Genomic DNA, 15245 nt, shown 5'->3' on the forward strand with positions numbered 1-15245 from the left:
AAACGATCGTGTTCAACAAGGAAAAGCCCGTACTCATACTCGGCATCGGGACGGCCGGCATCCGCCGCTCTCTGAAGCCATCCCAGAGCTTCCTCTATGGGCATTACCTCAGGATGAGAGTCGTTCATGGAATAGAGGGCATACATGGCGTTGTCGTCGTTATTATTGTTCGCCAGATCGGTGAAGATTGTTTTTGCTTCATCGTATCTCCCTTCCTTCATCGCCTTCTCGGCATCCTTGAATGATTTTTCACCACACCCGGTAAGAGCAATTGCGGAGATTAATACAAGAGTGGCAATCCTCGTTAATTTCATCTTTCTTATAACCTTGTCTTATCATCCTGCAACAGAAGGATAACGGCTGACCTTTATATCTAAAGCCGCAGAGCCGTCTGCCGCTACTGAAAACCCGCACCAGAAACGCTGAATCACCCAGAGGAGGTTCAGGTTCTGTCAAGATCAAAAATGAATATTAGCACATTATTGGCTCTTTAAAAAGCGGGAGATGCCTTAATTGAGATTTTTTGAGATACGGCGGGAAATTATGGCAGTTTTACGGGCGCAAAGTGCCTGAAGTCCGTCTTTTGGTTTAAATGCCTTAATAAATGCGTCCGTTCCCGGGGAGTAAAAACCCCATGATTCTCCTGAATGATAAATGAGCAAAGATCAGGCCCCTCCGGTCTCTGCCCTGCCGTAACCGCCATTTACCGCAATGCCAGGCCGCTCCTCAAAAAACCTGCGCTGATCCTGAAAAGAGAATTCGGCATCCAATTTCACTCTGCCGGTCAGGTATTGCGTCCCGAACTCCTCAGACAGAACTTCAAGTGCGCCGAGCCGGCCGTTAAAGCACTGGCATGCCAGCCATGGCAAAGCTTCCCCGCAAGCCTGACCGGGAGCTTTGTTCCGTATCCTCCGGGCCGCGTTACAGCGAAAGAGCGTACCCGTCCAGAAAATTCACCCAACTTTCATCGCCGGCCATATAATCCTTAAGTCCCAGGGCATATCCGGAGCAGGCTACTGTTCCGGACTGACTTACATAAACCGTAATGCCGGGATCAAGGGCAGTGTCCAGAAAGAATTTCCATATCAGGCTTCTGATATCTTCCGGATTCCGCATGGCATCCCTGAACTGTCCGGCTTTCCATTTCCGAAAAATATCCCGGCATCTCATGGTGTCCGTCAGCTTTCTGTATGCCGTTTCGTTCTTCACCTGGATGCCGGGCCTGCCCAGCGCCGGCGAAATCACCGCCCCGCCGGACCGAAAATTTTCCGCCCCGCCGTTAACAGCGGCATAAATAAGCTCCGCAGTCTCGCAGCAGCGTTCCTCCGGACTTGAAATTATCCTTGCCGGTCTGCCCAGATCCCGGAGCTTCCGGCCAAACAGAACTGCTTCCTCCCGGCCGGCGGCAGTAAGTCCGAAGCTGACAGAATCCTTTTCGGCATGGCGAATAAAGGCGAGTACCCGCTCCCCGGCGGGAAGCTCTGCGGCATCAAGCATGGCTAAGCCCCTCTTCCGGCAGCATGGCGGCATGGTCATCAGGTTTCATGGAGCGGCCGGCGCCGCTTCTCGGCCCTGTTTTCAGAATCATGGTGGCGACCAGGTGGCAGCACATAAGATGAAGATCCTCCGAGATCTGCATATTGTTCACCGGCGCATGAAAGGAGAAGTCCGACAGGGGCAGGAGCCTTCCGCCGTCAAAACCGGTCAGGGAAATCACCGGACAGCCCAGGGATCTGGCGTATTCGGCTGCCTTCACCACATTGGCGGAATTGCCGCTGCCGGAAATGACAACGAGCAAATCCTGTTTCCTGAGCATAAAGCGGAGCTGATAAAGGAAAACGTCACTATAGGAAATATCGTTGGAAATCGCCGTCACTGCCGATAAATTATCAGCCAGACAGCAGGCGGGCATAATGCCCCGGGTTACGGAAAAAGCCTTGTTCAGATCGTTCTGAAAATGCGAGGCCGTGGATGCGGATCCCCCGTTCCCGCAGAGATAGATCCGGCCGCCCGATGCGGCAACGGCGGCAATCTTTTCATAAATCCCGATGACGGCGCTGGTATCAATGTCCGCCAGAGCCGCAGTCACCCCGTCAATGTAGTTTTTGGCAATCACCTGGTTATCAATATCCATATTTCCCTTCACCGCTGTCTCCGGCCAGTATGTCATCTCAGCGCCGCCATCCGGAAGCGCCGGTTAAAAAAAAGTTCCTGTGATCATGGCGCCGCCCCCTCCCCGCTGCTGCCCTCTGCGGCAGGAACCGCCTTTCCGGTAAGCCGGGCCAGCTGCCGGAAGAGTTCGCGGTAATAGCCGCTTTGGTAGTGAGAAGGCGAAGCTCCGCCGATAATCGGGCTTCTCAGGTCGCTTTTCCAGCGAGTATTCCGCATATCCAAGTAAAAGGCGCCGGGAAACTCCTTAAGGAAAATGCCATCAGCCGTATCCCAGGCGGCGTTAACGGCATTAATCCAGTCCATTTTGCCATCCCAGGCGGAGATCTCGCCGGTGTCTTCGTCAGTCAGGTACCGGCTGAGCCTCCCTCCGATAAGAACGACATTCTTCACGTGATACGCATCCAAAAGCCTTCGAAGCCCGGCCGCGCTTTTCCGAAAAAGCTCCGCATGCTCGGGAGTCCCCGGAAACACTGCGGGACAGGAGGCAAAAAACCTTTTAAACACAGACTCCGCAAAATACTTGCTGTACGTAAAAAAGCTGTTCTCCCGAAACCTGATGACCGGGACAGCCGCATCCATGTAATTATCGATAACCAGCAGCTGAATGTTTTCCTGATCCAGGATCTCGTCCAGGTTTTTACGGAATTCCGGCTCAATGTACTTCCCGGCATCTCCCGAGACCAGGTCGGGATACTTCCGGAAGTCGCAGGCTGTTTTTTCCGAGAACAGGGAAATCAGCGAATTGTGAAACACCGTGCGTGCGACCCGAAAGTATTTCTTATACCCCGGGTTAAAATAGGCGTCCGAACGGAAAATGCTCCTTCCGAAGCAGGAGCCTATTACCAGCGTACTGACCGGAAGCCGGTCAATGTCCGCAAATGTTCCTGCCTGTCCCCGGCCGATTTCAAAGTTCCCGGAATTAATCCGGGGGGCGGCTGCCTGAAAATCGCGGGCTTCTCCGCTCCCGGAGAAAACAGCAATCCCGTCCTCCGCTTCAATTTGAACCCCGGCTGTTTTCATCGGGAAAATCCCGGGAGACACTGCATAGGCTAGGCGGCGGTTGTCGGCAGAGAGCGAAAGTTTAAAGCGATGCCCGGGATGCTGCGTCATAAACCCTGAAAGAGCGCTGCAGGGGATGGTTATGACCTGACGTTCCGGGTCTGCGCTGAGACGCAGGATATAGGGCCAGTGCTTGTTGGCATCCTCAAGCCAGGCCGATATTCCTGCGCCCCCCTGATAGCTGATAACAAGGTCGGTTCCGGCGGCGATTCCGGTAAGGGCCATCCGGCTCATGAGCGCGGCTCCCGGCCGGTTTTCCGGTTAATAATTTCCCAGCAGGCGGTAACAGCATCATTAAGCCCGTTAACTGCCCGGACAATCTCGGAAAGCATCTCCGTTTTCCGGTAATCCTGAAACAGGAGAGCATTCAGTTCCGCAGCCGTAAAGTCTTTCTGATGCCGGGCGCTCAGCGGAATGCCGCGTTTTTTAAGACAGAGCTCGATTTTGTCCCAGTAAAAGGTCATGACTATGAAGCGGGATTTCAGTTCCTTAAGGCAGTTTTCTCCCAGGAAATCCCGGATCACCGGGTTTTCGAAAAACTCCTCAGCCGTCATGGAATACTCCCGGAGCCAGGGCAGGCGCTTTCTGAGAAAGGCCATCATGACGTACATGTCCACTACAGCGCCTTTAAGAGCCTTCTTGATGCGGGAAACAGACACGGTGTCCCCGGGGGCGAAGGATGCCGGCGCATGGCAATATCCCTCAAAAATGTCGCTGGCGTTTTCCAGCGCGGCAAGATCCCCGATAAAGTCGTGGCCCGAGGTGTTTTCCAGAATGGCTATCGAGTACAGGCAGTCAATATTGCAGCGGAGAGCGTACTTCTCGGCATAGCCGGCAATAAGCGAGGCATAATCCCGGACGTTTTTGATATTCATGATGTTTTCGGAAAACGACGGCCAGGGACAGCTGAAGACCGCCGTACCCGCATCAAATCTGAGTTCGTAGCGGTTATCCTCCGGGGTGAGCGCGTCATAGGCGTCAGTGACCGGGTAATGCTGAAACTTCCCGTGGATATGATCAATCGGATGATCGAAGACGGTAACGATGGCGTAGTTGATAAGCAGTTCCGCGGTTTCGCGAATGCTGTTCTTCGGCTCGTCATAGACAATGGTAAGATCGATGTCGCTTTCAATGCGATCCGTAAGCTTGACCAGACTGCCAAACTCGTAAATAAGACACCTGTCAGGCAAAAAGCTCCGGAATCTGGCAATAACCTGCCGGATCACGTTCTGACGGAGTTCCCGGTATTTGCGCCGGAACTCAAAATATCCAGTCACGGCGGACTCATCAAATGATGATAAGACGCCGTACTCCCGGAAAAGAGCCGTTTTTTCAGCCAGAAACCGTCCTTTGCAATCCTCCAGAAAGGCATGATAGGCGTCATAGCCGATTATGGCTGTGCAGTCAAATACAAACATCTGTTCCCCTTATTCAGATTAACGCGGCTGATAATTCCCGCTGCCATTCCCTGCCCGGAAACCTCATTCCGGACAGCGCATAAACGCGTTCCCTGCCCATAAAGACGCAGGGGACGTCAAACTTCGTCTCACGCAGTTTCCTTTCTTTGAATTACGAAGCTTCCGATAACCAGAAGATCGATTCCCCGGGAGAGGAAGCAATTCAGGGCATCCTCCGGGGTGTTTACCAGGGGCTCTCCCCGCTGATTAAAGGATGTGTTGCAAAGCACCGGCACTCCGGTAATCTCCCGGAAAGCCCTGAGAAGACCGTAATAGAGCGGCTGATCCGGAGAAACTGTCTGCGGTCTTGCGGTATTGTCCACGTGTACCGCAGCCGGAATAACGTGGCGCCTGTCTTCCCTGACCAGGGCCGCCACATTCATAAAGCGGCGAAATTCCGGATCCCCCTCGAAATAGGAACTGTAATCCTCTTCCAGAATGCTGGGCGCAATGGGCCGCCACATTTCGCGATCCTTGATCTGATTCAGGCGAATGAGACTTCTTCTTGACCGGGGATCTGCCAGAATGCTGCGATTGCCGAGAGCCCGGGGCCCCGCCTCAAAGCCGCCCTGAACCCAGCCGGCAATAAGTCCTTCTGACAGAGCCTTGGCGACAATGCGGCACAGGGCAGCGGGATCATGGCGGGCGAAGCTTACCTGGTCTTCATACTTCCCGAGAGCCTGCAATGTCTCCTCATCCGTATAGGAGCACCCCAGTCCTGCCAGTTTCAGAGGCCTGTCCGCGCGGCTTTTGCCGAAAAGACGGTAATAAAGCTCCATGGCCGATCCCGCGGCAGTGCCGGCATCGGAAGCAAACGGCGGCACGAAGATGTGGCTGAAGAGTCCCGCATCGGCAAGCTTGCCGTTGGCAGCGCAGTTCAGGGCCACGCCGCCGGCCATGGCCAGACTGTCCATGCCGGTAACTTCTCGCAGTTCCGCCGCAAAATCCAGGATCACGGATTCCAGAGCATGCTGTGCCGAAGCCGCGAAGTTTGCATAGCTCATCACCTCTTCGGCATTGCCGGCCTGGTAGGGAAAGCAGTTTTCCTCAAAATATGCGGCCAGCTGCTCAGTGCGAAGGCCAATGGAGGCGAAGATGCCCTCATTATCAATATTTTCCAGTCCGGAAAACAGCCTGCCGTCCCGGGACGGGCTCAGGGGCATTTTCATAACCGGTCTGCCGTAAGAGGAAAGCCCCATGAACTTTCCCACCTCGCGGTATTTGCCGTAAAGCCCGGCGTATCTGGCGGCCCGGTTGTAGAAGATGCCCGGAGAGTGCTGAATGCCAATCTGCCGGAAGAATGAAATTTCCCCGTTGCGATATACCCCAAGGGAGGCCGCGGCGTCCTCGCCGCGGTTGTCTGTTACCAGCACGGCGCATTCCCGAAAACCGCTGAGACGGCAGGCGCTGGCCGCGTGGGACAGGTGATGCCGTATAGAATAAACCGGAGGCCGGCAGCTCCCGAAAATTTCCCGCGGCAGGAACCAGTCCGGATCCTCGTACATCGTGTACTTCGCTTTCTCGGTTTCGCTCATCTCATAGATTTGATTGCGGTACTTCCAGTCCATGCCCACGGAAACGGCGGTCACATCGGCCATGGTGATCCCCTCCCGGTTCAGGCATTCCTGTATCGCTTCCGCCGGGGATTCGCCCAGGGCCATTTTGTGTCTGCTGATTCTTTCCTGCTCGACGAACATCACCAGTTCGCCGTCCCGGATCAAAGCCGCCGCTGTGTCATGATGTCCGATATTGAGACCCAGAATGTACTTTTTCATAAAATATTCCTGTTCATTTATCCCTGTAGATAAAAGAAAGCAGCGATTCCCGCGAAGTTCCGGCAGGATCGGCAAGTCCGCCGCTGTCATACACTATGCGATCCAGCAGACGTTTAACGGCGTTCTCTTCGTTTTTCAGGGAGCTGAAGGAAAGATAGGCATCATAAGCCGGGATATTGAGCATAAAGGGATCCTGCCGGAATCTGCCGATATAGTCGGCGGCGAATGCGGTTATGCCGGCAGAAATGCTCCTTACGGCCGGATAATTCTCCTGCCTTTCCCGGTCAAACCGAAGGCCCTTTGCCGTGTAGCCGAGAAAGGACGGCGAGCAGGACTGCGTAAAGAGCTCCAGCATCAGATTCGCATTGGGAAATCCGAGGTTCCGGTGAAGTTCCAGGAGATCCCGGTTATGACTTTGGGAAAACAGGTACGCATGGACAGATCCGTCCATGACACTGAGATCCGCTATCCTGACAACCGGCTGACGGTAGCCGGCCAGGAGAGCATGAACTCGGCAGTCTCTCTTCACAAAATGACGGATAATCCTTTTAATAATCAAAGGGCCGGTTCCCGCCCAGCCCACATCAGCCACGGCAATTCCGGAAGCATTTCCGACGGCTTTGTCCACTGCCTGAATCGTCGCTTCAATGTCGGGCATATAGGAACTGATAATGAGTTCCTTGTGATCATAGAACATGCTTTCGATTAGCGGAGCCGTTTCCCTGGTCAGGAGATCCTGAACAGCAAGACGGTATTCGCCAAGATGCGGCACAAGAGCATCAAGATCCAGAAATTTCAGAAAATGGCCCAGTTCGATGCGGTAGACGCCTCTTGCCTTGTGTCTGATCATTCTCTGGCAGAATTCATCGAAGCTGTCCCAGGCGGTGAATTTCATGCCGGCAAACCGCGACCAGTAAAAGTACTCGCCCGGCCGATGCCCGGGGAGCATGTCATAGATTTTGCTTACCAGATCACCGTCCCGTGAAAGAAAGAAGACTTTGTCAAGGCCGGCATTCCTGGCAAACTGATTAATCCACTGCGCAAAACCCAGAACGTACATGCCGCCGTATAAATAACCGAACCGGAAAAATTCATCATGCGCCGCAGGCTCATCCTGATCTCCGGAGTTGCAGTAAAGACGCTGGTTTGCCAATGCCGAATAGACCCGTCCGGCCATATATGACATCCCGGGAACACGATTCTTGCCGCCGATATCATTGGCGTTAGGGTAATGAACGGAGGCTATGCCGGCCTTTCCGGCGTTTTCGGCATCGGCTTTGGGATCATCTCCGACATGGACAACGCTGAGTCCTTTGCAGCTTTCCCTGAGATACTCAAACAAATCCCCCTTTTTTTTGGATTTTCCCAGTTCCGAGGATACAAGAATCCTGTTAAGATTCCGATATCCCGCTTTTTCCAGAATCCCCCTGATCTGCTCCCGGGACAGGTACATATCCGAGGAGATCACAATTTCCCTGCGGGCTTTCTGGCACAGGGACACCACCTTTTGAAAGAAGGGACTGGCATAACAGTAAGAAAGCTCCAGTTCATATTCAAGTTCCGCGGTCTTACGGGCATCAAGACCGGTTTTGCGGGCAATCAGACTGTGTATATCGTCCAGGGAAACATTATCGTGATTGCAGTTCCGGAGCCGTTCCATTCGGACCTCGTTCTCGGAATCCGCTCTGATGCTGGAAAACTTGTAAAAGCCAAGCCGCTGCTCCATTATGGAAAACAGAACTCCGGGACTTGAGAACGGCCGGAGAATCAGAGTGCCAAATACATCAAAGGAGATGACATCGTACCCCAGAAGCTGTTCTGCCAGCTCTTCCGGCGATATTCCGATATGCTCATAAGCATGGTTCATAACTGCAATTTCCCCTTTGAAGACGGCTCCGCGGACTGACTTTGTAAGACCGGGATCCTGATAAAACAGACATCATTTGAGGTTCGCACCATCATAGCAAACAGACTGTTCATCAGAAGGACACCAGGCAAGGAAAACAGGACTGAACTGATTTTGCGAGAAAACAGAGCTGTTTCGGAGGATGGTAACCGGGACATTGGAAATTACTGTTTAAGAATGCAGAAAGGCGGGAAAAGAAAGGCGCGAATTACCTCAAAGACGGAGCGCGGCCTCCGGGAATTTCCCCGGTATGCGACACACCGGCCGGGATAAACGGGAGAAAGATCAAAAAACAGTAATACACTTGCCCTCTTTCATGTACAATTCCTGTGTTTGTGCAGGCGAGCCCGCCGGAGCGGGCTCAAGTAACTTCTGCCTGTTTACGGAAGGCCTTATGTCAAAAAAAGTCAGAAAAATCGGGATATTCAGCAGAGTTCAGAATAAGTCGGTCGCCAAAACCCTGCTCAGTCTTATTGCATTTCTGGAGCGGCGGGGGGAGACGGTTTTCCTGGAAAAGGAAACTGCCCGAAAGCTGGAGCTCAGCCAGACCGCGCTGCCCTTTTCCGAGATTCCCAAAGCCGCGGAGCTGATTATTGTGGTGGGCGGCGACGGCGCCTTTCTGGGGGCCAGCCGGGCGGTGGGTCTTTCCGGAATTCCCATGGTGGGCATCAACACCGGTCATCTGGGCTTCCTCACCGATATCGCTCCTGATGATTTCGAAGGCCCCCTGGAGAAGATCATGGCCGGGGAATATTTCCTGGAGCAGCGGTTCATGCTGAACACCGGCATTCTGGAGGACGGCGTCATCACCCAGAACTCTCTGGCTCTTAACGAAACCGTCATTCAGGGCAATCTGGCCGCGCACATGATCGACTTTTCCGTATTCATAGACGACAACCTCATGTACACCATCAAGGCTGACGGACTCATCATTTCCACTCCCACCGGCTCCACCGCATATTCACTGTCCGCCGGCGGCCCCATAGTGGATCCCTCCCTGAACGTCATGGTGCTGGTGCCCATGTTCCCCCATTCTCTTAACTGCCGTCCCTTTGTGTTCCGGGGTACCTCCGATGTAAAAATCAGGTTTGAAATTCAGGACTGCACCGAGGACATTATTGTGAGCTGCGACGGCCAGGTGGCCATGAAAACCAGCAGCGCCGCCAGCATTCTCATAAGAAAGAGCCAGGAATCCATTCAGATCTGCCACCTGAAGAACTATGACTTCTTCAACATTCTCCGCAGCAAAATCGGCTTCGGCGAGCCCATCCGCCACCCCGGAGTGCGGGAGGAGATCCCGGATAAGGCTCCGGCCGCAGCCCCGGAAAAGGATCCCGAAGCGGTTCCGGATCCTGCTGAAATTCTTATCTGAGGGAGCTTTGCTGATTTTAATTTCCGAACCGGCAAATGAAGAATCCCCCGAGGGCCAGGCTTTCGGGGGATTCCTTTGCTGCAAGTTCTCCGTGGCGGCAATAAAAAAGGCCCTGAACCCAGAGCCTTTCATTCTTTCTTGCCGAACCCGTCAGTCCGCAGTCAGCCGGGGTTCCTCCCGGGATCTCGCAGCGGCTCTCCGGCGGCGGGAGGCGGTCTCCGTATTGGCATCCACCTTGAAGATGCTGAAGGTCTCAAGCATATCCTGAGCTCCGGAGGTAAGGTTGGAGCAGGCCTCAGTGCACTTGCTCATGTCCTGGGCAATTTCCTGGGCGCTTTCCTTCATCTTCTCCACTCCTTCCTGAATCAGCGAGAAGGTCTGATCCTGTTCGGCGGTGGCAGAAGCAATCATGGTGGTCATGTCGGAAATTTCGCCGATATGAACATTCATCTCCTTAAGCTTGGTAACTATGGACTCCACGTACTCGATGGTATGGCTGCAGCTTTCGGAGCTTCTGCTCATCATGTCCACGGCATTCCCGGTTTCGGTCTTCAGAGAGAGAATGGTCTTTTCGATCTCGGCGGTGGATTCCTTGGTGCGGGAAGACAGCGCGCGCACTTCGTCCGCCACCACGGCGAAGCCGCGGCCGTGTTCGCCGGCGCGGGCAGCCTCGATAGCGGCGTTAAGAGCCAGAAGGTTCGTCTGATCCGCAATGCCGCGAATGGTTTCCACCACTGAAGCAATGCCCACGGTAAGAGCATCGAGATTTTGAATGGCCACGGAGGTCTTATCGATGTCGTTCTTCAGAATATCCACGGAATTTCTGGCATTGTTGGCAATGGTTACGCCGTTTTCGGAGAGGTTGTGCACCGAGGTTACCTTGGTGGCGGCATCGCTGGAGTTCCGGGAGATCTCGTCAGTGGCAAGATGCATTTCCCTGATGGAGTTGGCAAAATCAGCGGTAACCATTCCCTGATTGCGGATCTGTCCCTCCACGTTCAGAGAGGCATCGTTGCAGGTATTGACGCCGTCCATAATGGAACGGCTCATGGCTTTGGCAACACCAACCATTTTCGCCTGGTTCTTCAGGAACTCGCTCATGTTCCGGGACATGATGCCGACTTCATCATTGGAATCACAGCTGATCTTAACGGTAAAGTCATGATTCTGATTCATGTCGCTGATGGCGCTGGTAACCTTGTCAATGGGATCGGTGACATAGCGTCTGGCGCAGATCTTTACGGCAATAAAGATAAGAATCATGAGCATCAGAACCCCGATTAACTCAATGAACTCGGTATTCTGAAGCCCGGCAAGAATGGCCGCCTCGTCCAGTATAATGATGAATTTCCAGCCGGAATCATTGATGGCCGAGCCCACTGCCAGACGGTCAATGCCGGTATTTGTCCGGTAGGACACAAAACCGTTCTGAGAATTTTTAAGCAGATTATCCAGAAATTCATCACTGAATAACGGTTCGATTTCAGTGGCATGCCGGCCCCGGAGATCCTTTGCTCCCCAGGAAACCACGTTATTCTTGCTGTCCAGAAGCAGGAGACGGCCGGAATGAGGGAGGGCAATGTCCTTGGCGGTGGAGACAATGTCATCGGTGTGAACGTCCATGCCGAACACGCCGCCGTCTATTCTGACATACCAGGACACCACCCAGTCATTTATGGATTCCTCATAATCCATGTCATCCATGACGATCTTTGAGGTTGCTTCCTTGAACCAGTCCTCATCCAGAAAACTGTAGGGATTCACATAAACGCCGTCGGCAAATTCCTTTTCGGTCATGTCGCTGGAATAAATTTTGCCTGAATTTTCGGCAAAATAAACATCGGAATTATGCGCCCGGGCCACGGACATCATGAAATTTCTGTCGTGATAGTACTCCTTCCTGACCTTAGAGAGGTAGTGCACCAGATCGACATGATGCTTCTGCCATTTCAGAAGCTCACGGGTACTTTCCTGCAGCACGGAGTTCACCAGCTGGTAGGTATCTTTAATGGCTCTTTGTTTCTCAAAGAAGTGGCTGTTTACCACCACGGCGGCAAAGAAAACCACCAAAGGAGCAAGGGAAAGCGCGAACACCTTAGAACGGAGAGATTTCAGCATATTGTTATATTCTCCCCATGAATTGAACAGACATACATCCTCACTTACCTGACAGACCTGTCACTGTTTTTGAGTCACTGCTTCTCAGAGTGACCGCAATCTCTGAAATTCTATCATACAGGTTGATCCTGCTGTCCCGCATACACAAATTTACTCATGAGCAATTTGCATTTGTGTGAAGTGGGCTGATAAATTTGGCAATCACCAAGGGGAAATGAAGACGTTTTCATGGCCGCTTTTCTGAAAATCAGCCGTGATAAACGCATGTTTTTGAACATGCGGCCATAAGGGAAACAGCAAGACCGCCGGAGGAGAGTTTAAAAGAAGGTTGCGGGATAGCCCTTCTCCCGATCCGTCATCAGGATGTCCAGGCACTTTTCGATCATGATGCCCTTGAACTTGTCGGTGTTGTTCTGATTTCTGAGCACCATTTCCCGCACCAGTCTCATGGCTATTCCGGTGGCCTTCGGGAAGCTTTTGCCGTTAAGGATGGAGCCCATGAGCACGGACAGAAAAATGTCCCCGGTGCCCGGAAAGAATACCGGAATCTTGGTATAGGGGATGGTGAAGTAGGTTCCGGTGGCGGCATCATAGCCTCCCACCATATCCGTATTGTCTATTCTTAAACTGGTGACGGCCACGGATTTGGCGCCCAAGCTCCGGAGGTCGTCAATGAGCTTCCGGAGTTCCTCCCGGGTGATATAGTGCTGAAAGCTGCGTTCCGTAAGAAATGCGGCTTCGGTGTAGTTGGGAACCGCATAATCGGCTACCTTCAGGAGTCTCCGGAAACCGGCCACGGTTTTTTCAGTCATGCCGTTATAGAGGGAGCCGTTATCAGCCATAATGGGATCCACAAAGATCTTCACTCCCGCGGCGGATTCCCCGGAACAGAAGTCCATGAGGAGATCCACCTGTTCCTCGTTGGCCAGAAGCCCGGTGGAAATCGCATCGAAGGAAAAGCCCAGCTTTTTCCAGACCGCAATGGTGTCCTTCATGTAGGGAGTGGTGTCCTGGATCCGGAAGAGTCCGTAATCCAGCGTATTGGAGACAATGGCGGTGGGAAGATTGTAAACATCGTGTCCCAGCCCGGTGAGTACCGGAATCATGGCGGAAAGAGCCACCTTGCCATAGCCGGCGATGTCGTTAATCAGTAATACCTTTTTGCCCATAGAGCGAACGTGTCATAAGGAGCCGGATGTCAGCAGTCCGAGCCGGAAAATCTGGGCCCTCTCGCGGAGCATGGCTGACCTGATTCCGGGAGGGATGATAAAGGAGCCATTTTAATGAAAAAGCGGCTTCGCGCAATACTTATCTTGTGTTTCTCCTTATCTTTCTCCTGATCATCCTTCTTTATCTCCCTGCTCTCGCCACTTTCTCTTTGCCGGCGCAAAAAAAATGCCGGAGCGCCAGGGCTGCGGCATTATTCAGAAGCGGCTTAGCGTCAGGGCTGTTTAATGCTGACCCAAACGGCCGGACGGACGGTATTGTTCTCGTAATCGGCAAAGTGGCCGATCTCTCCCAGGGTGCCGGTGGAAAGCACATAGGAGGCATAGCCCTGGAAAAAGCCCGGGGAACGTGTCCACCAGCCGGTATTGCCGTTATCCCGGTCTTTGCGGGCGCCGTGATTTACCGCCGCAGGAGACGGAGCGCAGGCCCGGGATGCTTCCTCCGGAAAATATTGGAGCACCTCGTCATTGCTGAGCAGGAATACCCGATCCTCCGTGGCATTTCCGCCGAAGGTGGGATACTGTCTGCTGTCGGGGTTGTCCAGAATTACCGGCATGATAAGCTCCCGTTCTTCAGGAGAAAAGGATCCCTCCAGAAAAGAGGTATTCAGCCATTGTCTGACGTCGCTTTCTTCCCAGGTCAGATCCTTAAGGGTATCGTTATAGGGCCGGGCATCGATGCAGGACGAGGTGATAAGGAGAGCCTGATCCCCCTGCACCGACAGCACCTGCCAGGAGAGATCCTCCGGAACCAGGGGATTTCCTGCAGGATAGGAACCCAGATATACCGTTTCCCCGGGGACAAAAGGAGCCTCCTCTGCCGCTCCGGTCAGGGACAGCGGCAGCGCCAGGGCCGGAATCAGGACTGCGGCAAAGAGCAGCCTGGCGATTTTTGAAGATTTCAGCGGTGTCATAAGTTTCCCCCCTGTATGCGCTGCGGCGTTTCTGACCAGGCTTTGAAAAGCTAACTGTCTGAGCTCCGGACAGCGACGTTGCAGCTTCTTTTGTAACGTTAAAGTACCCTTCCGACTGTTCAGAAACAATCAGGAATTTTATCCTTTGTGATATCGCTCAGAACTGAATTCGGTTACAGCCGGCCGTCATGTAACAGGTTTCAGGATTGCCGAAGAGGGAATGAATGAAGGATTGAGGAGAAATGGCGGAGAAAGGGATGAATAAGGGATTAACCGGCAAATCATCCGGGACTGCATCATGAAGGATCCCTCTGGCAGATTCGGGGGCATGATAATGGTCTCCGGAAAATATCGTTTCGCGGAGACACTGCCCTGGCCATTCCGAATCAGGATTTATAATGCCAGACCCGCCACTCGTCCGCATCCATGACCTTGCGGGCCCGGTTCTTGATGCTGGTCAGGGTCATATCCATTGACAGGATCGCGCTTAAATCGCTCCCGGCTTCGTCGCCGTCCTTGCTCCTGAGACAATAGTTCGTGAACATGTGGCAGTTGTTAAGCGCAATGTTGTAGTCCCCCAGATTGCGGCCCACCATGCTCAGGGCTCTCCGAGCCGCCATCTTTTTGCCAACGGCCTGTCCCTGATGGCTGGAAACGTAAATGCTGAAGCCGATGCCGCCGCTGATAAACTCATCGGGAGAGACCAGATTTATGATGCATTTGCCCTCCTCATTGGTGAGCTCGACAATGCACTTTTCTCCGCCGCCCACGTAAATGCCGGAATGCTCCGCACAGCCTGAGGCCAGATCAACGTACAGCACCGAACCGAACACCGGAGTTACCGGATCCCGGAGCACGTTGTCAATAAAGGATTCAGCCAGGGAAGTTCCCGGAGTGGGAATGCGACCGATGCCTTCCTTGGGAAGATCATCAGGAAACCCGGGAAAAGGATGGTGATTCGGCTGTTCGGTAAATACATTCTGGTTACGCACGATTGACTTGGCTGCTGAATAAAGCGCTTTTCCGGCAAATTTAAATAATCCCATGATAGTTCTCCTTTAACAATTTCAGTCATTCATATGATGAGCTCTGTCTGCGCGGCCGGAAAAAGCATCCAGTCTCCTGAAAGCCTGCTTCCGGAGACGTGGCCGGAGTTTCCGGATCAGTCTCTGTAATGCCAGACCCGCCACTCATCAGCATCCATGACCTTCCGGGCCCGGTTCTTGATGCTGGTCAGGGTCATTTC

General features: G+C 53.2%; 11 protein-coding genes and 1 pseudogene. 1 reads left to right on the top strand and 11 read right to left on the bottom strand.

Annotated elements, in window-relative coordinates; translation table 11 throughout:
• From ACJROR_RS13970 to ACJROR_RS14000, 7 genes and pseudogenes are all read right to left on the bottom strand, one after another.
• A pseudogene (locus ACJROR_RS13970) lies at positions 1 to 314 on the bottom strand (sel1 repeat family protein); the annotation flags it as partial.
• A gap of 607 nt (positions 315 to 921) precedes the next feature.
• The gene (locus ACJROR_RS13975; protein ID WP_406041255.1) at positions 922 to 1497 is read right to left on the bottom strand and encodes a histidine phosphatase family protein; all 576 of its coding nucleotides are present in this window, start codon (positions 1495 to 1497) and stop codon (positions 922 to 924) included.
• Complete coding sequence (locus ACJROR_RS13980; RefSeq protein WP_406547638.1) at positions 1490 to 2170, bottom strand: SIS domain-containing protein; 681 nt, start codon at positions 2168 to 2170, stop codon at positions 1490 to 1492. The genes ACJROR_RS13975 and ACJROR_RS13980 overlap by 8 nt, the downstream gene beginning before the upstream one ends.
• Before the next feature lie 47 nt (positions 2171 to 2217).
• Positions 2218 to 3465, bottom strand: coding sequence for a DUF6270 domain-containing protein (locus ACJROR_RS13985; protein WP_406041259.1), 1248 nt, complete (start codon positions 3463 to 3465; stop codon positions 2218 to 2220).
• The gene (locus ACJROR_RS13990; RefSeq protein ID WP_406547639.1) at positions 3462 to 4649 is read right to left on the bottom strand and encodes a hypothetical protein; all 1188 of its coding nucleotides are present in this window, start codon (positions 4647 to 4649) and stop codon (positions 3462 to 3464) included. The genes ACJROR_RS13985 and ACJROR_RS13990 overlap by 4 nt, the downstream gene beginning before the upstream one ends.
• A gap of 128 nt (positions 4650 to 4777) precedes the next feature.
• Complete coding sequence (locus ACJROR_RS13995) at positions 4778 to 6463, bottom strand: carbamoyltransferase (protein WP_406547640.1); 1686 nt, start codon at positions 6461 to 6463, stop codon at positions 4778 to 4780.
• Between the two features lie 13 nt (positions 6464 to 6476).
• Complete coding sequence (locus ACJROR_RS14000) at positions 6477 to 8330, bottom strand: HAD-IA family hydrolase (protein ID WP_406547641.1); 1854 nt, start codon at positions 8328 to 8330, stop codon at positions 6477 to 6479.
• Between the two features lie 433 nt (positions 8331 to 8763).
• Between ACJROR_RS14000 and ACJROR_RS14005 the strand changes: the two genes are divergently transcribed.
• Positions 8764 to 9741, top strand: a complete 978-nt coding sequence (locus ACJROR_RS14005) for an NAD(+)/NADH kinase (protein WP_406547642.1) — start codon at positions 8764 to 8766, stop codon at positions 9739 to 9741.
• Positions 9742 to 9891: 150 nt separating this feature from the next.
• Here ACJROR_RS14005 and ACJROR_RS14010 read toward each other — a convergent pair whose 3' ends face one another.
• The 4 genes from ACJROR_RS14010 to ACJROR_RS14025 all read right to left on the bottom strand — a co-directional run bounded on the left by ACJROR_RS14010 (position 9892) and on the right by ACJROR_RS14025 (position 15045).
• Positions 9892 to 11859 carry a methyl-accepting chemotaxis protein gene (locus tag ACJROR_RS14010; protein ID WP_406547643.1) on the bottom strand — a complete coding sequence of 656 codons (1968 nt, stop codon included), beginning with the start codon at positions 11857 to 11859 and terminating at the stop codon, positions 9892 to 9894.
• Between the two features lie 317 nt (positions 11860 to 12176).
• The gene (locus ACJROR_RS14015) at positions 12177 to 13028 is read right to left on the bottom strand and encodes a bifunctional hydroxymethylpyrimidine kinase/phosphomethylpyrimidine kinase (RefSeq protein ID WP_406547644.1); all 852 of its coding nucleotides are present in this window, start codon (positions 13026 to 13028) and stop codon (positions 12177 to 12179) included.
• A gap of 272 nt (positions 13029 to 13300) precedes the next feature.
• Positions 13301 to 13999 carry a DUF6273 domain-containing protein gene (locus tag ACJROR_RS14020; RefSeq protein ID WP_406547645.1) on the bottom strand — a complete coding sequence of 233 codons (699 nt, stop codon included), beginning with the start codon at positions 13997 to 13999 and terminating at the stop codon, positions 13301 to 13303.
• Positions 14000 to 14385: 386 nt separating this feature from the next.
• Positions 14386 to 15045 (bottom strand): hypothetical protein, encoded by a 660-nt coding sequence (locus tag ACJROR_RS14025; protein WP_406547646.1) that lies wholly within the window; start codon positions 15043 to 15045, stop codon positions 14386 to 14388.
• Positions 15046 to 15245 lie beyond the last annotated feature (200 nt).

The organism is Succinimonas sp., from assembly GCF_045225735.1.
Taxonomy (GTDB): Bacteria; Pseudomonadota; Gammaproteobacteria; order Enterobacterales; family Succinivibrionaceae; genus Succinimonas.